Source organism: Fluctibacter corallii, from assembly GCF_025751585.1.
Classification (GTDB): Bacteria; Pseudomonadota; Gammaproteobacteria; order Enterobacterales; family Alteromonadaceae; genus Fluctibacter_A; species Fluctibacter_A corallii.
Map to the genome: position 1 here is coordinate 520,435 of NZ_JAOWKX010000001.1, position 24,928 is coordinate 545,362.

A 24,928-nucleotide genomic window follows, 5' to 3' on the forward strand; every position below is an offset into this window, starting at 1 on the left:
ATAGCTATTCCTGAAGATTCAAAAAACAGATGACAATAATGTTATTTAGCAAAAAAGGGGCAAAACCCTTTCGGTTCTACCCCTTCGCGATTATACCTTATTTTTTGGCAGATTAATGCACGTCACGCCAATATTCTTTCTTCAACAACAATGCGAAGACAAAAAATACGAAGATAAACACTAGCGCCCAACGACCAATACTCTCTGATTTTAAGCGCGTAGGTTCGCCGGTATATACCAAGTAGTTAACTAAATCCAGTACAGCTTTATCGTATTCTTCAGCACTGAGTTCGCCACTACCGTCGGCTTTTATGCCTACATCACGTTCTACTTCTTCACCATCCACCATCGCTTTTTCTGTTGTTAAACGAGGAACTCCCTGAAGACCTTGCAGCACATGCGGCATCCCAACATCAGGGAATACTTTGTTATTCACACCGAATGGTCGGTTTTCGTCTACATAAAAAGTACGAAGGTACGTATATAGCCAGTCTGCACCACGAACACGCGCAACCAATGTTAAATCAGGAGGCGGTGCACCAAACCATTTAGCAGCTGACTCAATTGGCATCGCATTTTTAATATGAACACCAACACTCTCACCAGTAAACTGAAGATGCTCTTGGCCTAATTCTAGCGGAATATCCAAGTCTTCAAAGGTACGCTGATAGCGTTGATATTGCATCTGGTGACATCCCAAGCAATAGTTTTGGAAAATTTTTGCACCACTTTGTAACGACGCTTTATCAGTCAAGTCATACTCTGCTGTGTCTAACGGGTAGTTAGACCCTGCAGAAAACGCAACACCTGGTACCAGAAGTGCGATGATCATTAAAAGTTTTTTCATTTAGTAATCCTCTCTGGTACAGGCTTAGTGTTCTCATTTTTACTGTACATCCATAATAATCCGAAGAAACCGAAGTACATTAAAGTGGCGATCTGAGACGCAACAATCTTCCAGTTCTCCTGAGGCGTTCCACCAAGGTAACCTAAGAAAATGAATACAATCGCGAATACGATCAGGTTCCATTTATGGATGCCTGCACGGTAGCGCCAAGAACGTACTTTTCCACGATCAATCCAAGGCAACAATGCTAACGCAATTATCGCTGCAAACATTGCAATAACACCGAATAGTTTTTCTGGAACTGCTTTCAGAATCGCGTAAAACGGAGTGAAATACCATACAGGGAAAATGTGTTCAGGCGTTTTGAGTGGGTTGGCAATTTCAAAGTTAGGATGCTCTAGGAATTTGCCTCCCATTTCAGGCGCAAAGAACAGTACATAGCAGAAACCAAACAAGAATATCGTAAAGGCTACTAAGTCTTTTAATACGATATGTGGGAAGAAAGGAACAACATCGTCAACAATGTCATACTTGTTCGTATAGTATTCATGCATCTTAAATTTGGTTTTCTCTTCTTCCGATAAAGAGCCTTTAGGACGCTTCACTTCAACGCCATCAGGATTGTTAGAACCCACCTCATGAAGTGCCACAATATGTAGGAATACCAAAATAACAATAACCAAAGGCAATGCGATAACATGCAATGCGAAGAAACGGTTCAAGGTAGCGCCAGAAATAACATAATCACCTTGAATCCATACTACCAAATCTTCACCAATGACAGGAATTGCACCAAACAATGATACGATTACCTGCGCGCCCCAGTAAGACATTTGTCCCCAAGGAAGTACATATCCCATGAAGGCTTCAGCCATAAGCGCTAAATAGATGAACATCCCGAACAGCCACAGTAATTCACGCGGTTTCTGATAAGAACCGTAAATCATGCCTCTGAACATGTGCATATACACTACGATGAAGAATGCAGATGCACCCGTAGAATGCATATAACGAAGCAACCAGCCGTATTCAACATCACGCATGATATATTCTACTGAAGCAAATGCTTGCTCTGCAGACGGTGTATAGCTCATCGTTAGCCAAATACCAGTTACGATCTGGTTTACCAAAACGATAGTCGCTAGGAAACCAAATACGTACCAGAAGTTCATATTTTTAGGTGCAGGGTATTGGATGGCGTGCATATTCGCAACGCGCATCATTGGAATGCGTTTTTCAATCCAGTCTAAAAATGCGTTCATGCTGATTAAGCCTCCGCCTCAGAACCAATCAAAATGGTTGAATCGTCGATATACATGTAAGGCGGCACAACTAGGTTTAGTGGCGCGGGAACACTTTCAAATACGCGGCCAGCCATGTCGAACTTAGAGCCGTGACAAGGACAGAAAAAGCCATCTTGCACACCTTCAACAATCTCTTCAAATGCACCATCTTTCAGGTGTTGAGGAGAGCAGCCCAAGTGCGTACAAATACCGACTAAAACCAAATATTCTTCTTTTAAAGAACGGTATCTATTTTGAGCGAAAGTAGGTTGCTGCTCTTGTTCAGAATTAGGGTCTTTCAACTTATCTTCGTGACCTGCAAGCGCCTCCAAAATTTCTGGCGTACGACGCACAATCCATACAGGCTTGCTTCGCCACATTACACGAATAAGCTGGCCGGGCTCAACTTTGCTAATATCTACTTCCACGTCGGCACCCGCAGCACGTGCTTTCGCACTCGGGTTCCAAGAAGCAACAAAAGGTACAGCCGCACCTACAGCACCGGCGCCACCAACAACTGCAGTCGCAATTGTCAGAAATCGACGACGTGTGTTGTCTTGCGGTTCGCTGTTGGCTAAAGACGAATCGTTAGCATCTACAGATACATCGCTCATCCACTTTTCTCCAAGGGTCGGATTACAGTGATACTTCTCGTGTTGTTCCCTTATACGCAAAAATTGCCGAATTGGTTGACAAAATCACTAAGGCGAAAATCACAAGAAATCATGGTTTTACTTATAACAGGAAATGATAAAAGAAAACCCCTGAAAAAGACAAGGAAATAGATAAGAAAAGCCGAATAAATCAATGCTATGGTGTAAATAAAACGGCCTTCTTGAGAACCATTCTCATTATCAGAAAATATCCCTCTCAAAGCCAGCGCCAAATGAAAATAAAATGTTGCCAAACTTTACCTTTACCTAACATATGAATTTAAAGATCTGCGCCACGTTACCGTTGCCACACAACTCGCCTCAAAGGCAAAAAAAAACCCGGCAAATGCCGGGTTTCTTGTAATGCTGTACACAATGTACAAAACGAATTAACGCTTTGAGAACTGTGGACGCTTACGTGCTTTGTGAAGACCCACTTTCTTACGTTCAACGCGACGTGCATCACGTGTAACGAAGCCAGCCTTACGTAGAGTAGGACGAAGTGTCTCATCAAACTCCATAAGAGCACGTGTAATACCGTGACGGATTGCACCAGCTTGACCGCTGATACCACCACCAGTAACCGTTACGTACAAGTCGAACTTTTCAGTCATTTCAACAAGCTCTAGAGGCTGACGTACAACCATGCGAGCTGTTTCACGACCGAAGAACTCGTCTAGTGGACGCTTGTTTACAACGATATTACCGCTACCTGGACGAAGGAATACACGAGCGGTAGAGCTTTTGCGGCGGCCAGTGCCGTAGTATTGAGTATCTGCCATTTTTCTCGCTCCTTAGATGTCCAAAACTTGAGGCTGTTGAGCAGCATGCTTGTGCTCAGAGCCAGCGTAGACTTTCATCTTGCGGAACATTGCACGGCCAAGTGGACCTTTTGGCAACATACCTTTAACCGCTTTTTCGATGATCATTTCAGGCTTGTGAGCCTGAAGCTTTTCAAAGTTAGTCTCTTTAAGACCACCTGGGTAACCCGTGTGAGAGTAGTACATTTTGCCTTGGGCTTTGTTGCCCGTAACAGTTACTTTCTCAGCATTGATTACAACAATGTAGTCCCCTGTGTCCACGTGAGGCGTGTACTCAGGCTTATGCTTACCGCGTAGGCGGCGAGCGATTTCAGTGGCCAAACGACCAAGCGTTTTGTCCGCGGCGTCAACCACGTACCAGTCACGTTTTACCGTTTCTGGCTTTGCAACAAAAGTTTTCATCTAACGTTACCCGAAAATCTAAAAATAGTTACTAGGCGTTTTCTGTACCCAGCTTGTTTACTGAAAACAGAAAACTCTACAAATCAAGGCATTGACCCCTTCGAGCCCCCTGATTCTTCCGCTTTCCCAAAGCGGGTGTAACTGGGCAGGGCGCGAATTATACAGAAACTTTAGAAAAAAGCGAGTACAAATATCAGACTATTTATATCTGTTTCACTGTGACGGTTGGAAACGCAATATTAAATTCCTATGAATTTCGGCATCTTATGCTTTGCAAAGGGACAAATATTAGTCTAAACCTTGGAATGAGATGCAATTGCACCTTACGCAAAGATGAACCTCAACGATATCGCCTTACATTAAGGGGACACTATGAAACACACACATAGCATCAGGAGCGTTTTCATCGCCACATTATGCACATTAGCGAGTCTATGGATATTCTCTGCGGCGCATGCACAAGTTGCGGTGATCGTTCATCCTTCAAATAGTTCAGAACTGGACGAAGGAACAATTAAAAAGATTTTCTTAGGCAAAACAACCAAGTTTAATGATGGTAAAATTGCCCTGCCCCTCAATGGCGCAAAAGACTCCGCGCCCCGCGAATACTTTAACAACACCGTTTTAGGCAGAACCACCAATCAGGTTAACAGCTATTGGTCGAAGCTCGTGTTTACGGGCAAAGGAGAAATGCCAAAAGAAGTCGATTCAGATGCAGAAGTTGTCAGCACGGTAGCAGCTAATCAGGGTGCGATTGGCTATGTAGATCCGTCTGCGGTTAATGATTCTGTTAAAGTCGTCGCTAACTTTTAAGGGGAACAAAAATGAAACATAAATTATCGCTTACTTCCCTTTTACTCGCTGTACTGGTCCTATTTACTAGTCAAACTCTTGCAGAGGTTAAATTCAGTGGTTATGGCTCCATTGTTGTCGGTAAAACCTTTGGCGAAATCGACGACCCGTTAAATCCCGGCCAAACACGAGACGAAATATTTACTGCAGACTTTTACGATGTTGGTCAATACGATAATGATCTTAGCTTCAAGCCAGAGACGGTGTTTGCTATACAAGCTCGGTCAGATTTAGGAGAGGGCTTAAGCGTCACCGCGCAACTTGTTGCCAAAGGCACTGACGATTTTGAGCCGGAGTTCGATTGGTATTACATCACCTACAAACCCACGGATGACTGGACCTTACTCGCTGGTCGCCGAAACATTCCTATGTACTATTTTTCAGAGTTTTCAGAGGTGGGATATGCGTATCCTTGGATGCGTCCTCCATCAAATCTGTACTGGTGGCAAGTCACTCAATTTAACAGTGTGCAAGCCATTTACACCTTCGACTGGGGCGATCTCACTAATAGCTTGAACTTCTTCTACGGCAACGAATACAGCGACGACAATAAAGAGATGCTTTTCTACGATAGACTTTTCGGTGGAAACGCGACCCGCATAGATGAAATCTGGACAAACATCACCGGCTTTAACTGGAATATGTCGGGGGAAATGTTCGACTTACGCTTTGTTTACTTCAGAAATGACCGTGACAGAGACACCTATAACCCTGATGGTTCGATCACCGTCGCAGATACTTACGATCAGTTTTTCGTAGGCTTAGGCGGGGTTATCAACCTTGATCCAATTACTCTTCTATTCGACTACAACTACGTAGAATATGACGATGTCGTTGGAACTGTTTACCCGACATGGTTATTGTCAGCAGTGTATACCATTGGTGATTTTCAACCTTACATCTCCTATTCCAAAGCCGATCACGAGCAGGACAAGGAACCATTTGTTACAGAAGACTTGGAAGAGCACTATGTATTGGGTATCGGTTTGCGCTACAACTTCCATCCACAAGCGGCACTCAAAATTCAGTATGATAAGTTCAAAGATCAAGGCGATGCAGCGACATTCTACAATTTCCATGGCGATGCCGAAAACATTGCTATCGGAGTCGACTTCATCTTTTAGTCCATCCTATACGTTTGTTAGGCCGCATCATGCGGCCTTTTTCATTACCATCAGCGATATTTGTCTTATTCCAACCAAGCGCTAACAAAGGATTTCAACCCTAACCAGTGGATAGAATTTCATCCACGTTCTACGCTTTCTTTATGACTAGATATGCATTGTTTTTACTCATCCTTAGCCACAGTTTCCACGTGATGGGTAACACCTACATATATACCAGTTACCGTGGTTCAGACGACCAGCGAAGCTACTTCGTTGAAGCACTTAAACTTGCTCTGGAAAAAACCCAGCACGACCATGGTGATTACCGTATTGAGCCAGCCCAAATGCATATGAATCAAGAGCGTCAAATTGTCGCCGTACAACAGGGCTTAGCTGATGTTATGTGGACGATGACAACCGACGAAAGAGAAGAAAAATTACTTCCGGTACGATTTCCACTATTGAAAGGGTATGTTGGCAAACGCGTTTTAGTGATTCATCGGTCGCGCGAGAAAGAGTTCGGAGCAAAGCGAAAAAAAACTGAATTGCAAAAAAAGCTTGCGGTACAAGGGCTTAATTGGCCTGACTCAATCATACTATCCCATAACCAATTCAATGTGCAGACTGTCGATTGGGGAATGTGGTACGAAAACATGTTCAAGTTACTCGCAGAAGGAAAAGCCGATTACTTTCCTAGAAGCATTATTGAAGTTCATCAGGAACTCAGCCGTTTACGCGATCCGAACTTCGTCATATCGCAATATCATCTAATCGAATATCCGGCTTTTATATATTTCTTTGTGAGTAATGACAAAAGAATATTCGCGAAACGATTATTGACAGGTCTTAAACGGGCAAAGCAATCTGGGGAACTACAAACGCTATTCGAAAGTTTTCCTGAACATCAACGGGCTGACGAACTAATCACGCGAGGATTTGAGCAACATTATCGGTTAGAAAACCCATTGTTAACCGTCAAACCTGTTGGTTTCAAAAATTGGCGTGCCAAAGTTCGCACACTGAACTAAGCTATTAATATCGGTGAGAAAATCAATAAAATTACTCCCGAATTATTTACATTTGCCTATAGTTAAGTTTGCGCTGGATTTTTGGAACACACTCTATGCATAATTTTTCTGATGTACGCGAATTGCTTCACCACAATCAACGTTTTCACGATCGCGCCAGTTTGTATTACCGCGAGCTGGCAAGTAAAGTGTCTGACGAACGCGTGAGAATGCTATTAGACACTCTCAGTACGCATGAAGTGATACTTTCGAATGAATTAAAGCGCTATGTAGAGCAAGCCCCAGACGCCATTTTGAATACCTACTACCAGTTTGATCATGAATACGACGTTAATGAGCTGTTTGCCATTGCTTCAGCCCCTCACGAATGCAACGTCAATGATATTGAGCAGCTTGCCACACGATTAGATGATTATTTACAAACGCTATACAGCAAAATGGCACAAGGCGTAGACTCTGAAAATGTGAGAGAAGTATTCGAAAATCTCTCAAACCATATGCAAGAGGAGAAGAAGAAGCTCTCTACTGACTTATACTCCATGCTTGATATTTAGCTTTAAGTCGGCTTAAAACCAACATCACTTAACTCAACACCAAGAAAAATTGGTGAATACCTATGATTGGTAAAAACCATTGCCAATGCTGCAAATTTTCTGATAGGTTTGACATCCCCGTAATATCGCCTTTGCAACAAGCTCGCTCAGTGGCAAACATTATCTGATAGGTATGCCGTGATGCTTGCCGTGGCATTAAAAAATCAAATACGGGATCAACGAAGGAAAAAACAGATGATCAAATTCAGCAACGTTGCGATTGCGGTAATTACTGCAACTTCGCTCAGTTTACCTGCTGTTTCGGCCACCAAGGACGGCAGCAACAAAGTAGGTAAACCTATTATATCTTCTAAAATTGTTGGTGGTGAAGAAGCCACACAAGGCGACTACCCTTGGATGACTGCCCTCGTGACCGTCTCAACCGAAGTCGATACCACTCTCACCGTTGGAACTGATATTATCGGTAGTAATGCATTTAGTAATGGTGTGTCTGGCGACGCAACAGCAGAAATTGCTAGCTGTGGCCTAGGTGGAGAAGTCTGTACAGAAGTACAAGACAAAATATGCTTAATTGAGCGTGGTGAATTTAACTTTTCTACTAAAGCGCAGAATTGTGAAGAAGGCGGCGGTATAGGCGCAATCATTTATAATAATGAATCTGGCCCGTTGAGCAGTGGCACACTAGGTGACGATTTTGCAGGCACCATTCCTGTTATTGGTATTTCTCAAGAAGATGGGCAGGCACTGTTAGATCGGGTAGGCGAGATAGCAAGCATTAGCGTCGCTGCAACAGAAAACCTTGTTCAAGATTCCAGCTGTGGTGCATCTTACCTAGGAAATGGTTGGGTACTTACCGCTTCTCATTGTGTCGACTCGGAAGCCTCAGCCTCACTTAAAGTTAACATTGGTGAATATGATCTAAGAGATGGCGCTGAAAATGCGGTAGATATTGAACGCATCTATTTACACCCAGATTATAACGACTCAACATTGGATTCTGATATTGCTTTACTAAAGCTTACGCAAAATGTTGAAGCAGCAACGGTTACAGTAGCGAACAAAACACAAACAGAATCTTTTGAAAATGCTGCGTCGCTTACAACTGCTATTGGTTGGGGTGGTCGCACAGGCTATGAGCCAGGAGAAGGGCCTACATCAGATTTCCCCAGCATTTTACATCAAGTTAATACAAACCTAATGACCAACGAAGTGTGCGCACAAACATTAGCCACATCATATGGTGAAGAAGATCCTGCTTTAGCAGGCATCACCGAACGTATGATTTGTGCTGATGTTCCCGACGGCGGGAAAGCTACCTGTCAAGGAGACAGCGGCGGCCCACTGCTCGTTCAGGAAGGAAATGAATGGATTCAAGTAGGTATAACTAGCTGGGGAAGTGGTTGTGCAGCGAAAGGCTACCCGAGTGTATACGCTCGTATATCTGCCTTTGAAGATTGGCGTCTCGCCACCATGACAGGTATCACTCTGCTCAACGCAAAAACGTTCCCGACAATTCGTGTTGGACAAAGCACAACGCAAACATTGACCTTAATTAACAACTCGAATTCAGCACAAACTATCGACCTGACTACATCAGGTACAACTGATATCGTGTTAAATAGTGCTGCATGTCAGACCATAGAAGCAAACGCGTCGTGTGATGTCACTGCGACCTATACTCCAACTCAAGCTGAAGAGGTGTCTCTAGACATTACCATCACTGCTGGTGATACCAGTGTGAAAACGTATGGTGCAAGCGTAAATGGTCGTGCGCTGATTGAAGCAACCGACGTACAAACTGCCTTTGCCTCTCTTGGCACTACTGCCTCTTGGTACACAGGTGGGAACAATGCCTGGATGGTTAACACCGAAGGTCATGTAGAAAGCGGTGATATCAATGATAGCCAATATGCTTTGCTTGAAACCACGATTACAGAAACTGGTACGCTAACGTTCGAATGGTTTGTTTCTTCAGAAGCGAATGAGGACGACCCAGAAGCACCATACGACGCGCTATATTTAGTCGTGAATGGTCAGTTGATTGACTTTATCTCTGGTGAAGTTCCTTTCACTGAGAAAAGCGTAGACCTCACAGAAGAAACGAATCTTGTGCAATGGATATACGAAAAAGACGGGTCTACCAGTGCATTTGAAGACAAAGGCGCTTTACGCAATGTATCTTTTGCCTCTGATACACCAGTCACTCCGCCACCAGTTGAACCACCGCCACCGGTTGAGCCTCCTCAACCTAGAAGCTCTGGCGGCTCGTTTGGTATCTCTGCACTATTGCTTCTACCTTTATTGTGGATGCGCAGACGCTTCAAATAAAAAACAATCGTTATCAAGCCCGGTTATCCGGGCTTTTTTATTCGCTTTGCTCTCATATTAATTGACTCACTGCTCAATACATATTGATTCAACATCCCCCCAGATATCCACTAAACTTAATGTGGGTAATTTACGTAAAAAAATAAATTATTTCGCTTAACTCCGCTGGATTATCACATTGGCAAAGCCTCAACAGGCTACAGGTAAACGATATGAGCAAGTTTAGTAAAATCGCCGTGGCAGTTGCTACAGCATTGGCAACACAGTTTTCTCTCACTTTCACAACCAGTGCGGCAGCTGTCAATAAACCATCCGTTACGCCAAAAATTGTTGGAGGTGAAGAAGCACAGAACGGTGAATTTCCCTGGATGAGTGCGCTATATGAAGTCTCTAACAATAGTACATCGCAATTGCGTGTCGCCGGCGTTGAAATAAATAGCTCAGGTTTTCGCGAAAGTCCGTTTGCAGACGTAACAGGACAATTAGTCAACTGTGGACAGGGACAATCACTGTGTGAAGGCGTTCTCAACCAGGTTTGCTTAATCGAGCGAGGCGACAATACATTTTTGGATAAAGCGTTAACGTGCGAAGCCTCTGGAGGAATAGGTGCGATAATCTATAACAATGAAGCAGGTGACATAGAAGCTGGCACACTGACAAGCGACTATTATGGCACGATCCCTGTTGTATCAGTTTCACAAGAAACTGGGCAGTCTCTATTAACGCAAATAGGTAGTGATGTCTCACTCTCTGTCAGTATTTCAGACTTGAGCACTGAAACCTTTACCTGCGGTGCAACCTACTTAGGAGAGGGTTGGTTACTGACGGCTGCGCATTGTATACCAATTGACGCGACGCAACGGCTCAAAGTAGGCATTGGTGATTATGAAGTATTTGTAGGTACTCCCTCTAACATTACCGCTGTCTACATTCATCCAGATTTTAACGAGGTAACCTTTGACAGCGACTATGCGCTACTTCGAGCCAATGGCGGCGTTAGTGAAACTATTCGCCTCGCTGACATTGCGACCACGGATGCATTTGTGAATGCCAATAGTGTAACCACGGCAATTGGTTGGGGAGGACGCATTGGTTACGAACCCGGCGAAGGACCTACAGGGGATTTTCCTGCTCGACTTCATAAAGTTGATACAAACTTACTCACGAATAGCCAATGCATTCAAACTTATGCGTCATCAAACGGCACCCCTGTCGAAAATACTTTCATTACAGACAACATGGTATGTGCTGATGTACCAGAGGGAGGGAAAGCGACCTGTCAGGGCGACAGCGGCGGGCCAATTCTCGTCAACGATGGTTCGGAGTGGATTCAAATTGGTATAACAAGTTTTGGGCAAGGATGCGGGGCACAAGGATACCCAAGTGTCTATACTCGATTGGCGCGATTCGATAATTGGCGAGACATCACCATGAATGGCGTGATTTTTAATCCAAGCTTTTCAGTTCCTACTCTTACTGTTGGAGAAACGTTAGCACTCCCTATCGTCGCCCATAATAATTTTAATGACGCCTTAAATATCGGTATACAACAGACAAACATTCCATTTGCATCTATTGAAAATGGACAATGTAACAACGTACCGAGTGGAGGTGTGTGTGAAAGGATAGTCACCTTTGCGCCATCAGAAGCCGGAACCTTTACAGCCAATTTTGACATTACCTCTGATGAAAACCAATTTCAAAAAAGAGATTTAACCCGAAACATTATCGTTCTCGATAAAAGTGAGGCTTTTCAAGCTCTGTTTACCGTGGATGATGACGAGAACATCGTTTGGTCGACGGGAGGCAACGCCGACTGGCAAATTGCGAACGGTACAAATGCACAAAGTGGCGATATTAATGATTCTCAAGCAAGCTATTTAAAAGCGACTGTATATGGTAAAGGCGTACTCACTTTTGATTGGCGCGTTTCCTCAGAAGTCAGTTCTTCTCCAGATACGGTCTTTGACGGCTTATATTTGTACGTAAATGACAGGCTACTAGATGTTATTTCTGGCGAAAATGCATTCGCAAAAAAAACGGTTAATCTTGTAAGTGAAGTAAACCGAGTCGAGTGGGTTTATCGCAAAGATGAATCTGTTTCTAGCGGAAGAGACAATGCCGACATAAAAAACGTAAATCTACGGCTGATAACGAAAACGCCACCGCCTTCACCCAGCCCTGCGCCGAGTCCAACTCCTAGCCCAGCTCCGAGTCCATCACCCAGTCCTACGCCAAGCCCAAGCCCAGCGCCAACTCCAGCTCCGAGCTCTGGCGGAGGCTCAACAGGCGTGTTGATGGCTGGCTTATTACCTATTTTGTGGTATCGGCGCAGACCAAAATAGAAATCTAGTTAAGAAAAATCTAGCATTAATAGCGAAGTATCACGACGCGGTTGCGACCTTCATTTTTGGCTTGGTACAAAGCTTGGTCTGCTCGCTCGAACATTCGATTTTGATCTTTGGCTGCATCAGGTTCACATACACAGCCTCCCACACTGACTGTGACCGAAAGAGGCTCCCCATCGTGACGAATAAAGGTTTTGCTTACTTTATCTCTTATTCGTTCTGCTAACCGCGACACGTCTTCAACATGAGCGACCGCGATTAACACAGCAAATTCCTCACCACCAATACGTGCAACGGTATCAGACTTACGCTGGCATACTCGCTGTATTGTTTCTGCCACTTTAACAATCACCTTATCGCCTGTAGCATGCCCAAAGGTGTCATTAACCCGTTTAAAATGATCGATATCAATAATCAGCAAGCTTAAATTAGCTTGCGTTCTTATGTGAGTATTCCACCCAAGCGACAACGCATTATCAAAAAATCGACGATTACCGATACCTGTGAGAGCATCTTTGTTAGACAGCGCTTTAAGTTTCTGTTGTTGTTCAATTAATTGCGCGTACTCTCGGTTGAGGCGCGTTACCTGAATACTCATGAAAATCGCATACAGCGCCATTAACATTCCAAGAACGCGGTTTTCTGTGGCAAAAAATACCGATGCGATAAATGGAGGCGCCACAGTACAGAATAAATACGCGAGTGACAAAGTACGATTTGGTGAAAAGCTCACCGTACCGCCAGACACAAAAGCAAAATTCGCCATCATCAGAAAAAGATAAATACTTTGATGGGCAGGTAAAACCATAGACACCGCAAACATCGAACTGAGAATTAACGTAGGAATAAGTGCATTGAAGTACAACAACCCCCGCCACATGGTTTTACTTCGACGCCTAAGCGTATCTGAAGAATAGTATGCCAACAGCCTGAGTATGCCTAAAAGCAGTAAGGCGAACGAGAGAGACCAAAAAATAGTAGGCTGTTGAAGGTGGTACCCTGCGCCACCGCCGATAATTAACCAAGCCGCGAGATAAACATAAGCGCCATTCAGCGCGCGCTCTTCAAGATCAGTGGCAATCCGCTGCTCCATAGGTGCGTTCATGCACATACTTCCTTTTTATTATTGTTATTGATTATTTTTAGTGCCTGATTATGTTAAAAATTTATCCCCATTCCGTCAATCTTCTTCAGCTCCTCTACATTTGAAATCGATTTATACGATTAATTCAATCTACTTGATTCATTTTAAATAATTAAATCACTTCTCTATTATTAGCGTAAATGAATTGACGCGGTGACATTAACCGCACTGTTTGAACCTAAGTACATAGAGGAATTATCCATGGCTAAAATCAATCAAATGATCCCTGAATTCACTGCTGAAGCATTTCACAACGGTGAGTTTAAAACCATCACGAGTGAAGACGTAAAAGGTAAGTGGTCAATTTTCTTATTCTACCCAGCAGACTTCACCTTTGTTTGCCCTACAGAACTCGAAGATATGGCAAAAATTTATGAGGAGCTGCAAGGTTTGGGTGTAGAAGTGTATTCAGTCTCTACTGACACTCACTTCGTTCACAAAGCATGGCACGATGCGAGTGACGCGATTGGCAAAATCAACTACCCAATGATTGGTGACCCAACAGGTAAAATCACACGCGGTTTCGACGTGATGATCGAAGAAGCAGGCCAAGCTTTGCGTGGTACGTTCTTGGCTAACCCTGAAGGCATCATCAAAGTGGCTGAAATCCACGACCTAGGCATCGGCCGTTCAGCAAAAGACATGCTGCGTAAAGTAAAAGCAGCACAGTATGTAGCAAACAACGATGGCGAAGTATGCCCAGCTGCATGGGAAGAAGGTGAAAAAACCCTAACCCCTAGCCTAGACCTAGTAGGTAAAATTTAATTCCTGCCAGTCTACATCGGTGGCTTCGGCCACCGCATGCCGAATCAATACTTCGTCTAACACGCATTTAAGAGGTTATGTCATGTTATCACAAGAAATATTATCAGCCATTTCGCAGTACACAGCATCAATGCAACATGCCGTGACTCTGGTGCTGCAAACAGGCGAACACAGCAAGCGCGATGAATTAAAAACATTTTTAGACGGCATTGCTGGTGCATCAGACAAATTAACGCTAGAAGAGCGAGATAGTGCTCTACCCAGCCCCATCAGCTTTTCAGTAGAAGTTAACAACGAGCCAACCGGCATTATATTCTCGGGTATTCCTGGTGGGCACGAATTCAACTCACTCATTCTTGCTATTCTTCAAGCCGGCGGCGTAAGCTTGAAGTTAGACGACACCATTCAGAATATGGTGCGTAAAGTAACGCAACCACTGCGCTTTGAGGTATTTGTGAGCCTAAGTTGTCACAATTGCCCAGATGTGGTTCAAGCACTGAACCAATTCGCTCTGCTTAACCCGAATATTCAAACAGAAATGATCGACGGAGGATTATTTCAAGATCGCGTTGACCAATATGGATTACAAGGCGTACCTGCGGTTTACCTAAACGGGAAACCCTTCGCAAACGGCAAGATCGACACGGCGAAATTACTGGATAAACTGATTGAAACCAACCCTGAAGTGGTTTCACAATCTGACAACCAAGAAGCACTTCCACTGCAAGATGTGACCGTCATTGGTGGAGGCCCAGCGGGCGTTTCAGCGGCAATTTATGCTGCACGTAAAGGATTGAACGTAACGATGATTGCCGATCGTATGGGCGGTCAGGTTAAAGATACCATGGGAATCGAGAACCTGATCTCTGTAAACAAAACCACGGGCCCAGAATTAACCAGCGCACTTGTGGGTCACATGAACGACTACCCAGTTACGTTAAAAGAGCATTTACGCGTCGAAAAAATTGACAAAGGGGAAATCAAAACCCTTCACCTATCATCTGGTGAAATTATTCAGTCTAAAACCGTCATTGTTTCGACGGGTGCGAAATGGCGAGAGCTCGGCGTACCTGGAGAAGCCGAAAATATCGGAAATGGCGTAGCATATTGCCCACATTGTGACGGGCCATTCTTCAAAGGCAAAGATGTTGCAGTGATCGGCGGCGGTAACTCGGGGGTAGAGGCTGCACTCGACCTAGCTGGTATCGTGAAGTCAGTCACCGTGTTTGAGTTTATGCCAGAACTGAAAGCCGACAAAGTGTTGGTTGAGCAACTGGCTAAACGCGACAATATTAACGTGATCACCAACGCTGCAACAAAACAGATTCTGGCTGACAATGGCAAGGTGAACGCCATTGAGTATCAAGAACGTGAAACAGGCGACATAAAGCAACTGCCGCTAGCTGGCGTATTTGTACAAATAGGACTTGTGCCTAATTCACAAGTGTTAGAGGGCGTAGTGGAGTTGAGTCAGTACGGTGAAATCATTATTAATGAAAAGGGTGAAACCAGCGAACCTGGCATATTTGCCTGCGGTGATGTAACGACCGTACCTTACAAACAGATAGTGATCGCAATGGGTGAAGGCGCCAAAGCCTCACTTGCAGCATTCGACTACCTTCTAAAACATCATTAATTAATGACATTGTGATTGGCACGTAGCTTTATCAAACCATAGGCTACGTGCCACTTTTCGATGCAAAAATGTCGCAGTCACGGTCTCTCGAATTTTATGCGTTCGTGCTTCACTTTTCGTCAGTGGCTGTTTCCCCAATCGCCTATTAACAATAGGACAAACACCCACCCAGTTGCGACTGTTCTTCTTCTCTGAGGGTCAATACTTCGAAACCATTTGAAGTAACCAATACCGTGTGCTCCCATTGCGCGGATAGTTTTCTGTCGCGGGTTACGACCGTCCAGTTGTCTTTTTTAGTCTTGGTTTTTGCGGTTCCTTGGTTCACCATTGGTTCAATGGTGAAGGTCATGCCTTCCACCAGCGCTTGGCCTGTTCCGCGACGTCCAACATGCAGCACTTGGGGCGATTCGTGCATTTCGCGGCCAATTCCGTGCCCGCAATAATCTTTCACTACTGCGTAATGGTGCATTTCAGCGTGTTTTTGAATCGCGTATCCAATATCACCCAACGTTGCACCTGGGCGCACCACTTCGATGCCTTTCCACATTGCCTCGTAAGTGACATCACACAGTTTTTTCGCCAATGGGGATACCTGACCCACCATATACATTTTACTGCTATCTGCGATAAAGCCGTTCTTTTCCAACGTGATATCAACATTAATAATATCGCCAGACTTCAGTGTTTTCTGTAAGGAAGGCACACCATGACACACCACTTCATTGAGCGATGTATTTAATGCGTACTGATAACCATATTGGCCTTTACTTGCAGGACGGGCTTTAAGGGTGTTGATGATATAGTCTTCGACAAAATCGTTAATATCCATTGTCGAGATACCTGCTTTTATTACAGGATCCAACGCCTTGAATACATTCGCCAATAAACGCCCAGATTCGCGCATAAGCTGAATCTCTTCAGGCGTTTTAATTATGATGTCATTCATTAATCACCCGCTTAAGCGGCTTGGATTCAACTTGCAACTGCTGTTGAATGATTTCGGTAAACGACAATGTAGGGTTAGCTTCTGCCAATTGGCCGATTTTCATCCAAAATTCAGCTTGTGCATTAATAGAACGCACCATAACTGCACTAACCGACCGCAGCTCTTCATGCATCTCATCTGATATTTTAACAATTCCCATAATATACGCTTTGCATATAAAACATATACACAATGTATATTGCAAACCTATTTTTGGCAAATGTTTGTTGAACGCGCGCACTGCGAATAAACAACAGGGCTTGTTAGATACCAGTTACGTGGAATGCCTCAAGTAAACGCCATTTTTGACACGTTATTCCTTAGCTTTAACTCGCAGCCAATAGGATTCCATCTCTTCCAAGCTAGCTTGCTCTGGGGATTTGTTGTCAGATTTCATCATCGTTTCGAGTGCCCGAAAGCGAGTGGTAAATTTGTGATTGGCTTTACGTAACGCTATGTCAGGGTTTACCTGTAAATGTCGAGATAGATTCACCACAGCAAAGAGTAAATCGCCAATCTCTTCTTCAACCGCTTGTTGGTTGATGGTGTCTTTGTCTAATTCTGCGACCACCTCATCAATCTCTTCTTTGATTTTTTCAATCACGGGCGCTGGCGCAGACCAGTCAAAGCCAACTTTTGCACATAACTTTTGAATCTTAGTCGCTTTGTTGAGTGGTGCCATGCCGGTTGGAATGGTGGCAAGCACACTGTCATCAATGTCGCCTTTGGCCTCACGCTCACGCCGTTTGATGTCTTCCCATTGCTGATGCAGTTGTTCATCTGTGGGAGAAGCAGCTTGGTCAAATACATGCGGATGCCGCCTAATGAGCTTGTCACTGATTTGCTCCGCAATGTCTTCTAAATCAAACAGGTTTTGTTCTTGCCCCAGCTGCGCATAAAACACCACTTGAAACAGCAAATCTCCTAACTCATCTTTGACATCACTAGGTGTGCCGTATTCAATCGCATCTGCAACTTCATAGGCTTCTTCAATAGTATGAGGGACGATGGTTTTAAAGGTTTGCTTTTGATCCCAAGGGCAGCCCGATTCAGGATCGCGAAGTCGTGCCATTATTTCCAGTAAGCGGGTAATATTCGGAAGCTCAGATACTTGTGTCATGCCCTTTCCCTCTTTAACACTTAAACGCTATCAGGCTCGCAGCTGCGATAGGACTAATGATCTAACCGCACCACATCGCTAACGCCTTTTACCTGTAGCAAGCGCGTAATCGTTTTTGACAGTGAGTGTAAATCTCTCACCTCTAATTTTAGCGTGATTTTTGCAGTATGCTCCTGCGCATTACTACTACTTATCACCCCCAACAAGCCAATTTTTTCATTGGCCAGCACCGTTGTGATATCACGTAAAATGCCGTCTCTATCAACACTATAAATATCAATATTCGTTTGAAAACCGCCCGTCACATCCGTTACCCAATTTACTTCAATTTGTCGCTCAGGGTGTTGATCTAACAGGTGATTAAGTTGATCGCAGTTCTCTCTGTGCACGCTTACGCCGCGCCCTTGGGTGATGTAGCCCATGATCGGGTCGCCAGGCAATGGCTGACAACATTTCGCCAATTGTGTCATCAGGTTTCCTACCCCTTCTACCACAATCGAATCTTTAGACGCTTTGCTCACCGCTTTACGCGTCTTCAGACGAGGATCAACTTCAGGAGGCGGCGCATTGCGTTGCTGCAAGAAATTCACCACTTGCATGATACGAATATCACCACCACCAATAGCTGCATACAAATCATCTAAAGATTGCACATTGAACCGTTCGCACGCTTCGGCAGCCTCTTTTAGCGGAATACCTACCTTGCTTAGCTCTTGCTCCAAGATTTCTTTGCCTGCTTGCAAGTTTTTATCTTTGTCTTGTTTTTTAAACCACGTGTGGATTTTTGCGCGGGCACGAGAAGAGTGAACATAGCCAAGCCCTGGATGCATCCAATCTCGGCTTGGATTAAGGGCTTTACCCGTTAAGATTTCAATTTGATCGCCCGTTTGTAACTGATACGTAAATGGCACAATACGCCCTGCAACTTTTGCCCCAATACAGCGGTGACCAACATTACTGTGAATATAATACGCAAAATCCAGCGGCGTTGAGCCCGCGGGCAAGTCAACCACATCGCCACGCGGCGTAAATACGTAGACCCGATCATCAAAAACCTGACTACGAAGCTCTTCCATTAAATCGCCCGCTTCCGCGACCTCTTCCTGCCACGCCAGTATTTTGCGCAACCAGTTAATACGCTCTTCATAGCCTGAACGCTCGGAACCACCACCTTCTTTATACTTCCAGTGCGCTGCTACGCCCAACTCTGCATCTTGGTGCATTTGATGGGTACGAATTTGTATTTCTATCGACTTTCCTTCAGGCCCTACCACTACGGTATGAATAGATTGGTAGCCATTGGGTTTAGGCGTCGCGATATAGTCATCAAACTCTCTGGGGATATGCTTCCAGATAGAATGCACTACTCCTAGTGCGCTATAACAATCTTGCAAGCGGTCAGCGATGATGCGTACCGCACGAATATCAAACAGCTCAGTGAAAGAAAGCTGCTTTTTCTGCATTTTCTTCCAGATACTGAAAATATGCTTAGGGCGGCCATATACCTGCGCCTTGATATTAGCTTCGTCAAGCGCACCCTGAAGATGATCAACAAAATCAACAATATATTGTTCTCTGTCTGCACGGCGTTCATCTAGCAAGCCCGCAATTTGTTTATAGGTATCTGGGTGAAGGTAACGAAAAGATAAGTCTTCCAATTCCCACTTAAGTTGCCCAATGCCTAATCGGTTCGCCAAAGGCGCATAAATATTGGCGCACTCTCGTGCCACCATAACACGCGTTTCTTCGTCTTCTTCTTTGATTTGTTGCAATACGCAGATACGTTCGGCCAACTTAATCAAGACCGCGCGAACATCTTCAACCATAGCCAAAAGCATACGACGAAGATTATCAATTTGCGTTTCGCTGGCTTTCCCTCCAGAGCGCGGTTGAAGTGTGCGAATCGCATCCATTCGCCTTACGCCGACAATCAGTTTCTGAATCCCCTCTGAAAAGACCTCTTTAATCTCATCATCGGGAATATCGTGTCGCTGACAATAAGGGTAAACCAGAGCAGCTTGGAGGGTTTCATCATCCATGTTCAGTTCATGCAGGATTTCCACCATTTCCTGCCCAACCAACAAGTCTTGAGGTCGATCAGATACGTCAATCAACTTTTGCCGCGTTTCATCCGACAAAGCCAAACTCTGTAGCCACTCGTGAAACTCAGGGCGTTCAGGCTCATGTACTTTGCGGGTTGAAACCATAGCGTATTTCCTTCTATTAAAACGACGAATTAGGTACGCACGAATAATGCCATTAATTCTGTATGGGACGTCTGAGGAAACATATCCATAAGTGACACTTTCTGCAACTGGAATCCGTTGTTTGTCAGAATTTCTGCGTCACGGACAAATGTCGCAGGATTACAAGAGACGTAAACAACATGGCTCACATTGGTTTTGCCTAAATGCGCAACTACGTTTTGCGCACCATCACGGGCAGGATCTAAAAGTACTTTGCTACATTGTTTGAATAATGTGCCCGAAAAAGTAGCTCCTTCGCTCAGATCCGCTTGCACAAATGTGGCATTGTCGATGCCATTTTTTTGTGCATTGCTGCTTGCCCGTTGCACCATTTCAGTGACCCCTTCCACCCCTGTCACAGAGGCAACTCGGTTGGCAATAGGCAGGCTGAAATTTCCTAATCCACAAAATAAATCAACGACATGATCCTGTTTGGTCAAAGCCAGCCAGTCAATCGCCTGAGCCACCATGGCTTGATTAATGTCAGGATTGACCTGAATAAAATCATTCGGTGCCACCGCCAAACGGATGTTGGGTTCTGGGCAATACTCAATATATTGCATCTCTCGATTTAACGAGATGAATTGATTCGGTTTGATTTCAAGCACAACATGCACGTTTTGCGCAGTGGCAAAGCTGGAGAGGGTATCAATATCCTGCTGGCTTAGCTGACGCGTAACACGAAAACACAGCTGTAGTGGGATCTCTCCTTCCCCTTCTAGCATACTAATATGGCCAATATGTGAGGGCGACTTAAGCGATTGCATTAGTGCTTGTAAAGGAGGCAGCATGTCAGACAACGTAGCGCGCATGATGCCACAATGTTGAATTGAGATGACCGACTTACTGCTTTTACCGCGAAATCCAAGGCGAATATCGTTACGATTGCGCGCATCTACGGCTAAACGAGATTTACGTCGATAGCCAGTAGTACGAGCCTGTAAAGGAGCGCTCCAGTCCCATTGCTGCGCACTGACTCGTTGTAACAGTGAGTCAACTGCCTGTTGCTTTGCGGCAAAGATCCCATCGGAATCAGCATGCTGCAACTGGCATCCACCACATTGCTGATAGTACTCACAAAATGGCGTAACCCGCATTGGAGAAGGTTGCTCTACAGAATGAATATGCCCCGACCAATAGCGAGACTTCTTATGTGTAATCTTCACCTTAGCCTGATCATCTGGTAAGCCGCCATCAACAAAAATCACCGCGCCTTCGTGACGCGCAACCCCGCGGCCTTGATGATCCACATTGTCAATTGAAACAGAGAGAATTTCACCGTGCTGCTTGGCTTTAGACGCTTGTCGAGACTTACCTCGAGCGGGTTTAAATATACGCGCCATCAGAAGGTCCCCTCAAGTACCACAGTAGCCACGGCATAATGCTGCTCATCTGAGATAGAAATGTGGCTACTGGTAATGTTACGCAGCTCACATTGGCGTGCAAACTCACCAGAGAAAACAAGGTAGGGCTGACCAGATTCATAATTTCTTACTTCTACATGTTGCCAACTCATGCCATTGCCTATACCAATTCCAATCGCTTTCACCGCCGCTTCTTTTGCCGCAAAACGTTTGGCCAAAAATCGAACTGGTTGAGAATGTGAATTAAAACGCTCGAACTCAGCGTCTGTCAGTATACGCCGAGCCAGTTTGTCCGATTTTTGTAAATGCGCATCCAAACGCCCAATTTCGATAATGTCCGTACCAATACCCACAATAGCCATTATCTACGACGCGCTTCCAGCATAAGTTGTTTCATATCAGCCACCGCTTTAGCTAATCCATCAAAGGCTGCGCGTGCGATAATAGCGTGACCAATGTTAAGCTCAATCACTTCATCAATCGCAGCAATGGGTTTCACATTATGGTAATGCAAACCGTGTCCCGCGTTCACTTTTAGCCCTTTCTGGTGCGCATATTTAATGCCTTCGATCAATTTTGCTAGCTCTTTTTCCTGCTCAGTTTCGTTGGTCGCTTCAGCATATTGACCTGTATGAATTTCAATGTACGGTGCGCCCGTTTCAACAGCAGCATCAATTTGTTCTTTTTCGGCATCAATAAATAAAGATACTTGAATACCTTCAGAGGCTAAACGTCCGCAAGCAGCACTTATACGCGCAAGATTTCCTGCGACATCTAAGCCACCTTCAGTGGTTAACTCTTCGCGCTTTTCCGGCACTAAACAACAAAATTCAGGTTGAGTTTTCGTAGCAATGACCAGCATTTCTTCAGTTACTGCCATTTCTAGGTTCATACGCGTGTTTAGGGTTTGACGCAACAACGCCACATCGCGATCAGTAATATGACGGCGATCTTCACGCAAATGGACGGTGATACCATCCGCGCCTGCACGCTCTGCTACATCGGCGGCATGCACAGGATCGGGATAAGATGTGCCACGCGCATTGCGAAGCGTGGCGATATGATCAATATTCACGCCTAAAAGAATGTCTTTCATCGTTGCTGCTCCATGTGCAGAAATAACTCTCTGCTTTTTAAAGGTTTCGTGCCCAGAATAGGTAGAAAGGCCTGACGCATTATGTGTTTTGACCACTTTAATGACATCGGATGCCAATGTCGCTGAGCAATATCTATTATAATATTTCCCGGAATTTGCGCGCGCAAACCATTTACAGGTGCGCAGGTAAATCCCTGCTCGTTAATGTATTGGTAGTAAGAATCAGGAAGAATAGATTCACCTGTTTCGCAATCATAATCCCAATCGGGGGTGTAACCCAGTTCATCCAGTAACAGTAATTCAAAATTACGTAATAACGGTTCTAACGGTGCGTTTTCTGTTAGCGCTTGCAGCGCATCTGTGTAAGCATCGAAGACGTTTGGAAACGCCACCTCAATAGGCAAACAACGACTTAACAATTCATTGAGATACATGCCTGAAAACATTGCTCTTCCCACTAAAGGGAAGGGTTTTGATACCGACTCCACACTACCGGCATTCTTAAGCTCATTACGTCCATACACAGTGACAAGAATCGGCTGAAACGGTTGAAGCAAACTTTTGCGATCGCTTTTACTGCCCCGCACCCCCTTGCAAACGGCATGCACTTTGCCTTCTTCTTGGGTGAAAAATTCAGCCAGATAGCTCGTTTCTCTGTACGGGCGACGATGCAGCAAAAAAGCATTAAGGTTATCGCGTTTCACTCAATATTCCGCTATGTGATGCGCAACCGCACAACCTTCATGTATTCGAACTCTACGCCTGCAATCTCTTCAGCTTGAGGGTAATATGTCAAATTCACCCGCGCCCCCTTCAGGTTTTTATAAGGTTGCTTGCGGCGATACTTGAATGGCACATCAATGCCATCAATCATAAGCGTATTCAGATACCAATCGCCGTCCTCTCGCTGCACATGAGACGACACCTTCACATTTTCAGTGTGGGTGAGATTCTGATGAGTTGTCAGTAATGCTTGAATGTCTTTACTTGTCATTTGCAAAAACTAAGTTCGACCGTAGCTAATCATGATATCATCGAATGAAATAAAAATAACAATTTAGCCGTAATTTAAAGGACATTTATGCAGGGAAACATTCAACGCGTAGCGCTATTCATTTTGTCTTTTTCGCTATTAACTGCATGCGACACTCAGCCCGTTAAAACCGAATCCATGCTATACCGCGAACGTGCAGACAATGAAGCGAATACAATGTTATCCAGCGCTGAATCCCTGATCAAGCAAGTAGACAAAACGCAATTAATCCAGCATGTATATGAATTGCAAAAAATTAACTCAATGCTGAAAGATGTCGCTGAGGTATACAGAAACAAATCCATTCTAGACTGGAAAGGGCAACGTTATTTGGCACTCCAAGGTCAGTTGAATAGCTATCACCGCCCATTATCTCTAGCTGCAATTCCTCTTCTCCAGCAACTCCATAATGAAACCAAGCTACTCAGGGAACAAGTTGAGCAGGCAAAAACGCGTCCCCAATCTGCCAGTTCACGCAGCCCTGATGACATGGTCAACTATCTATCTAAACACTACAACCAACGCATATCAGCATGTTGTTTGATGTCTTTATCTGACATAGAGCAACTTCTACCTACAAATGAGACTTATATTCCGCTTAAACGATTGATTTTAAATATCAATTTATCACTAACAAGAATGATTAAAGAGGAGGGATACGGAGATACCTTATTACGAGAAATTAACCAATTAGATTCACAATTGCGTTAAACCTTGAGGCAACGACTCTCCGCATTAATATTAGGATTGTACTTCGTCTATTTGCTTACTGGAAAGCAATGCCATTAGCTTGTAGCACAACTCGATATAATGGACCGCTTCCGCGCTGCCAACTTGGTAATTCTTAGCATGCGCAACTTTGTTACGCAGGCGGCGCAATTCGTTAAATAATTTACCGCGTTTCTGGTCAATCAAACCTTCTTGCAACAAGGTCTTTTCCATTACTTTATAGCGAGTATTCACATTTAGGTCGACATTCACATTGGCGGTTTGAATCATTTTTTCTGCAGCCAGCTCTACGCCTCTCCATGCCTCAAGTACAGCAGCGTTGGGTAAGCTATTTGCAGACTCAATCAATGACAATTTTTTATCATTATCAAACTCAGGAAAGGCCTCACGCGCGTCTTTAGACGCTTCTTCTAACGCCTCGCCAAACTCAATTTCAAGCTCTTTATATTTTACTTTTTTTGCGAGGGGTAATAGTTGTAATAAAGGTGTTTTTAAAACAACCGCGCATGACATGACAACAATAGGCCAAGCAAGCCTATCCACTAACTCAATAATAAATTGCATCCAATGCATGCTTGTTCCTTAACG

At 44.4% G+C, this 24,928-nt stretch carries 25 protein-coding genes; 9 read left to right on the forward strand and 16 right to left on the reverse strand.

What is annotated here, in order from left to right; all coding sequences use genetic code 11:
• Positions 1 to 112: 112 nt before the first annotated feature.
• From OE749_RS02325 to rplM, 5 genes are all read right to left on the reverse strand, one after another.
• The gene (locus OE749_RS02325; RefSeq protein ID WP_404828116.1) at positions 113 to 832 is read right to left on the reverse strand and encodes a cytochrome c1; all 720 of its coding nucleotides are present in this window, start codon (positions 830 to 832) and stop codon (positions 113 to 115) included.
• 11 nt (positions 833 to 843) lie between these two features.
• Positions 844 to 2,109 (reverse strand): cytochrome b, encoded by a 1,266-nt coding sequence (locus OE749_RS02330; protein ID WP_263710730.1) that lies wholly within the window; start codon positions 2,107 to 2,109, stop codon positions 844 to 846.
• 5 nt (positions 2,110 to 2,114) lie between these two features.
• The gene (petA, locus tag OE749_RS02335) at positions 2,115 to 2,744 is read right to left on the reverse strand and encodes a ubiquinol-cytochrome c reductase iron-sulfur subunit (protein WP_263710731.1); all 630 of its coding nucleotides are present in this window, start codon (positions 2,742 to 2,744) and stop codon (positions 2,115 to 2,117) included.
• Positions 2,745 to 3,172: 428 nt separating this feature from the next.
• On the reverse strand, positions 3,173 to 3,565 hold the full coding sequence (rpsI, locus tag OE749_RS02340; protein ID WP_263710732.1) for a 30S ribosomal protein S9: 393 nt from the start codon (positions 3,563 to 3,565) through the stop codon (positions 3,173 to 3,175).
• A gap of 12 nt (positions 3,566 to 3,577) precedes the next feature.
• Positions 3,578 to 4,006 carry a 50S ribosomal protein L13 gene (gene rplM / locus OE749_RS02345; protein WP_263710733.1) on the reverse strand — a complete coding sequence of 143 codons (429 nt, stop codon included), beginning with the start codon at positions 4,004 to 4,006 and terminating at the stop codon, positions 3,578 to 3,580.
• 372 nt (positions 4,007 to 4,378) lie between these two features.
• Here rplM and OE749_RS02350 point away from each other — a divergent pair, with 372 nt between their 5' ends.
• The 6 genes from OE749_RS02350 to OE749_RS02375 all read left to right on the forward strand — a co-directional run bounded on the left by OE749_RS02350 (position 4,379) and on the right by OE749_RS02375 (position 12,219).
• Complete coding sequence (locus tag OE749_RS02350) at positions 4,379 to 4,819, forward strand: substrate-binding domain-containing protein (protein WP_263710734.1); 441 nt, start codon at positions 4,379 to 4,381, stop codon at positions 4,817 to 4,819.
• Positions 4,820 to 4,830: 11 nt separating this feature from the next.
• Entirely contained in the window at positions 4,831 to 5,982 is a 1,152-nt protein-coding gene (locus tag OE749_RS02355; RefSeq protein ID WP_263710735.1) for a porin, read from the forward strand.
• A gap of 143 nt (positions 5,983 to 6,125) precedes the next feature.
• Complete coding sequence (locus OE749_RS02360) at positions 6,126 to 6,992, forward strand: transporter substrate-binding domain-containing protein (RefSeq protein ID WP_263710736.1); 867 nt, start codon at positions 6,126 to 6,128, stop codon at positions 6,990 to 6,992.
• Between the two features lie 95 nt (positions 6,993 to 7,087).
• Positions 7,088 to 7,546 (forward strand): hypothetical protein, encoded by a 459-nt coding sequence (locus OE749_RS02365; protein ID WP_263710737.1) that lies wholly within the window; start codon positions 7,088 to 7,090, stop codon positions 7,544 to 7,546.
• Positions 7,547 to 7,780: 234 nt separating this feature from the next.
• Positions 7,781 to 9,874: a trypsin-like serine protease gene (locus OE749_RS02370; protein ID WP_263710738.1), complete on the forward strand. Its 2,094-nt coding sequence runs from the start codon at positions 7,781 to 7,783 to the stop codon at positions 9,872 to 9,874.
• Positions 9,875 to 10,086: 212 nt separating this feature from the next.
• Positions 10,087 to 12,219, forward strand: a complete 2,133-nt coding sequence (locus OE749_RS02375) for a trypsin-like serine protease (RefSeq protein WP_263710739.1) — start codon at positions 10,087 to 10,089, stop codon at positions 12,217 to 12,219.
• A gap of 25 nt (positions 12,220 to 12,244) precedes the next feature.
• Here OE749_RS02375 and OE749_RS02380 read toward each other — a convergent pair whose 3' ends face one another.
• A complete protein-coding gene (locus OE749_RS02380) occupies positions 12,245 to 13,327 on the reverse strand; it encodes a GGDEF domain-containing protein (RefSeq protein ID WP_263710740.1) in 1,083 nt (360 codons plus the stop codon).
• 240 nt (positions 13,328 to 13,567) lie between these two features.
• Between OE749_RS02380 and ahpC the strand changes: the two genes are divergently transcribed.
• Together ahpC and ahpF are read left to right on the forward strand one after the other, a co-directional pair.
• Complete coding sequence (gene ahpC, locus OE749_RS02385) at positions 13,568 to 14,131, forward strand: alkyl hydroperoxide reductase subunit C (RefSeq protein WP_263710741.1); 564 nt, start codon at positions 13,568 to 13,570, stop codon at positions 14,129 to 14,131.
• An 82-nt stretch (positions 14,132 to 14,213) separates the two neighbouring features.
• Positions 14,214 to 15,767 (forward strand): alkyl hydroperoxide reductase subunit F, encoded by a 1,554-nt coding sequence (gene ahpF / locus OE749_RS02390; protein WP_263710742.1) that lies wholly within the window; start codon positions 14,214 to 14,216, stop codon positions 15,765 to 15,767.
• A 145-nt stretch (positions 15,768 to 15,912) separates the two neighbouring features.
• Here the strand turns inward: ahpF and map are convergent, their stop codons facing one another.
• From map to OE749_RS02435, 9 genes are all read right to left on the reverse strand, one after another.
• Entirely contained in the window at positions 15,913 to 16,713 is an 801-nt protein-coding gene (map, locus tag OE749_RS02395) for a type I methionyl aminopeptidase (RefSeq protein WP_263710743.1), read from the reverse strand.
• A complete protein-coding gene (locus tag OE749_RS02400; RefSeq protein ID WP_263710744.1) occupies positions 16,706 to 16,912 on the reverse strand; it encodes a ParD-like family protein in 207 nt (68 codons plus the stop codon). The genes map and OE749_RS02400 overlap by 8 nt, the downstream gene beginning before the upstream one ends.
• Positions 16,913 to 17,065: 153 nt before the next feature.
• Complete coding sequence (mazG, locus tag OE749_RS02405; RefSeq protein WP_263710745.1) at positions 17,066 to 17,872, reverse strand: nucleoside triphosphate pyrophosphohydrolase; 807 nt, start codon at positions 17,870 to 17,872, stop codon at positions 17,066 to 17,068.
• A gap of 53 nt (positions 17,873 to 17,925) precedes the next feature.
• Positions 17,926 to 20,079: a GTP diphosphokinase gene (gene relA, locus OE749_RS02410; RefSeq protein ID WP_263710746.1), complete on the reverse strand. Its 2,154-nt coding sequence runs from the start codon at positions 20,077 to 20,079 to the stop codon at positions 17,926 to 17,928.
• A 29-nt stretch (positions 20,080 to 20,108) separates the two neighbouring features.
• Positions 20,109 to 21,461 (reverse strand): 23S rRNA (uracil(1939)-C(5))-methyltransferase RlmD, encoded by a 1,353-nt coding sequence (gene rlmD, locus OE749_RS02415; protein ID WP_263710747.1) that lies wholly within the window; start codon positions 21,459 to 21,461, stop codon positions 20,109 to 20,111.
• Complete coding sequence (acpS, locus tag OE749_RS02420; protein WP_263710748.1) at positions 21,461 to 21,844, reverse strand: holo-ACP synthase; 384 nt, start codon at positions 21,842 to 21,844, stop codon at positions 21,461 to 21,463. Before acpS ends, rlmD begins: the two co-directional genes overlap by 1 nt.
• Positions 21,844 to 22,578 carry a pyridoxine 5'-phosphate synthase gene (gene pdxJ / locus OE749_RS02425; protein WP_263710749.1) on the reverse strand — a complete coding sequence of 245 codons (735 nt, stop codon included), beginning with the start codon at positions 22,576 to 22,578 and terminating at the stop codon, positions 21,844 to 21,846. The genes acpS and pdxJ overlap by 1 nt, the downstream gene beginning before the upstream one ends.
• Positions 22,575 to 23,282, reverse strand: a complete 708-nt coding sequence (recO, locus tag OE749_RS02430; RefSeq protein ID WP_263710750.1) for a DNA repair protein RecO — start codon at positions 23,280 to 23,282, stop codon at positions 22,575 to 22,577. Before recO ends, pdxJ begins: the two co-directional genes overlap by 4 nt.
• Positions 23,283 to 23,293: 11 nt before the next feature.
• Positions 23,294 to 23,572: a hypothetical protein gene (locus OE749_RS02435; RefSeq protein ID WP_263710751.1), complete on the reverse strand. Its 279-nt coding sequence runs from the start codon at positions 23,570 to 23,572 to the stop codon at positions 23,294 to 23,296.
• Positions 23,573 to 23,659: 87 nt separating this feature from the next.
• Between OE749_RS02435 and OE749_RS02440 the strand changes: the two genes are divergently transcribed.
• Positions 23,660 to 24,322 (forward strand): hypothetical protein, encoded by a 663-nt coding sequence (locus tag OE749_RS02440; protein WP_263710752.1) that lies wholly within the window; start codon positions 23,660 to 23,662, stop codon positions 24,320 to 24,322.
• A 30-nt stretch (positions 24,323 to 24,352) separates the two neighbouring features.
• Here the strand turns inward: OE749_RS02440 and OE749_RS02445 are convergent, their stop codons facing one another.
• Positions 24,353 to 24,913 (reverse strand): hypothetical protein, encoded by a 561-nt coding sequence (locus tag OE749_RS02445; protein WP_263710753.1) that lies wholly within the window; start codon positions 24,911 to 24,913, stop codon positions 24,353 to 24,355.
• Positions 24,914 to 24,928: the final 15 nt, after the last annotated feature.

Excerpts from the sequence above, each read along its gene's own strand:
- rpsI (WP_263710732.1), bottom strand. The coding sequence starts at position 3,565 with ATGGCAGATACTCAATACTACGGCACTGGCCGCCGCAAAAGCTCTACC.
- OE749_RS02375 (WP_263710739.1), top strand. The coding sequence starts at position 10,087 with ATGAGCAAGTTTAGTAAAATCGCCGTGGCAGTTGCTACAGCATTGGCA.
- OE749_RS02440 (WP_263710752.1), top strand. The coding sequence starts at position 23,660 with ATGCAGGGAAACATTCAACGCGTAGCGCTATTCATTTTGTCTTTTTCG.
- OE749_RS02350 (WP_263710734.1), top strand. The coding sequence starts at position 4,379 with ATGAAACACACACATAGCATCAGGAGCGTTTTCATCGCCACATTATGC.
- OE749_RS02435 (WP_263710751.1), bottom strand. The coding sequence starts at position 23,572 with ATGACAAGTAAAGACATTCAAGCATTACTGACAACTCATCAGAATCTC.
- map (WP_263710743.1), bottom strand. The coding sequence starts at position 16,713 with ATGAATGACATCATAATTAAAACGCCTGAAGAGATTCAGCTTATGCGC.
- ahpF (WP_263710742.1), top strand. The coding sequence starts at position 14,214 with ATGTTATCACAAGAAATATTATCAGCCATTTCGCAGTACACAGCATCA.
- OE749_RS02360 (WP_263710736.1), top strand. The coding sequence starts at position 6,126 with ATGACTAGATATGCATTGTTTTTACTCATCCTTAGCCACAGTTTCCAC.
- rlmD (WP_263710747.1), bottom strand. The coding sequence starts at position 21,461 with ATGGCGCGTATATTTAAACCCGCTCGAGGTAAGTCTCGACAAGCGTCT.
- ahpC (WP_263710741.1), top strand. The coding sequence starts at position 13,568 with ATGGCTAAAATCAATCAAATGATCCCTGAATTCACTGCTGAAGCATTT.
- OE749_RS02445 (WP_263710753.1), bottom strand. The coding sequence starts at position 24,913 with ATGCATTGGATGCAATTTATTATTGAGTTAGTGGATAGGCTTGCTTGG.
- pdxJ (WP_263710749.1), bottom strand. The coding sequence starts at position 22,578 with ATGAAAGACATTCTTTTAGGCGTGAATATTGATCATATCGCCACGCTT.
- OE749_RS02380 (WP_263710740.1), bottom strand. The coding sequence starts at position 13,327 with ATGAACGCACCTATGGAGCAGCGGATTGCCACTGATCTTGAAGAGCGC.
- OE749_RS02330 (WP_263710730.1), bottom strand. The coding sequence starts at position 2,109 with ATGAACGCATTTTTAGACTGGATTGAAAAACGCATTCCAATGATGCGC.
- OE749_RS02400 (WP_263710744.1), bottom strand. The coding sequence starts at position 16,912 with ATGGGAATTGTTAAAATATCAGATGAGATGCATGAAGAGCTGCGGTCG.
- OE749_RS02370 (WP_263710738.1), top strand. The coding sequence starts at position 7,781 with ATGATCAAATTCAGCAACGTTGCGATTGCGGTAATTACTGCAACTTCG.
- acpS (WP_263710748.1), bottom strand. The coding sequence starts at position 21,844 with ATGGCTATTGTGGGTATTGGTACGGACATTATCGAAATTGGGCGTTTG.
- mazG (WP_263710745.1), bottom strand. The coding sequence starts at position 17,872 with ATGACACAAGTATCTGAGCTTCCGAATATTACCCGCTTACTGGAAATA.
- OE749_RS02325 (WP_404828116.1), bottom strand. The coding sequence starts at position 832 with ATGATCATCGCACTTCTGGTACCAGGTGTTGCGTTTTCTGCAGGGTCT.
- relA (WP_263710746.1), bottom strand. The coding sequence starts at position 20,079 with ATGGTTTCAACCCGCAAAGTACATGAGCCTGAACGCCCTGAGTTTCAC.
- OE749_RS02365 (WP_263710737.1), top strand. The coding sequence starts at position 7,088 with ATGCATAATTTTTCTGATGTACGCGAATTGCTTCACCACAATCAACGT.
- petA (WP_263710731.1), bottom strand. The coding sequence starts at position 2,744 with ATGAGCGATGTATCTGTAGATGCTAACGATTCGTCTTTAGCCAACAGC.
- rplM (WP_263710733.1), bottom strand. The coding sequence starts at position 4,006 with ATGAAAACTTTTGTTGCAAAGCCAGAAACGGTAAAACGTGACTGGTAC.
- OE749_RS02355 (WP_263710735.1), top strand. The coding sequence starts at position 4,831 with ATGAAACATAAATTATCGCTTACTTCCCTTTTACTCGCTGTACTGGTC.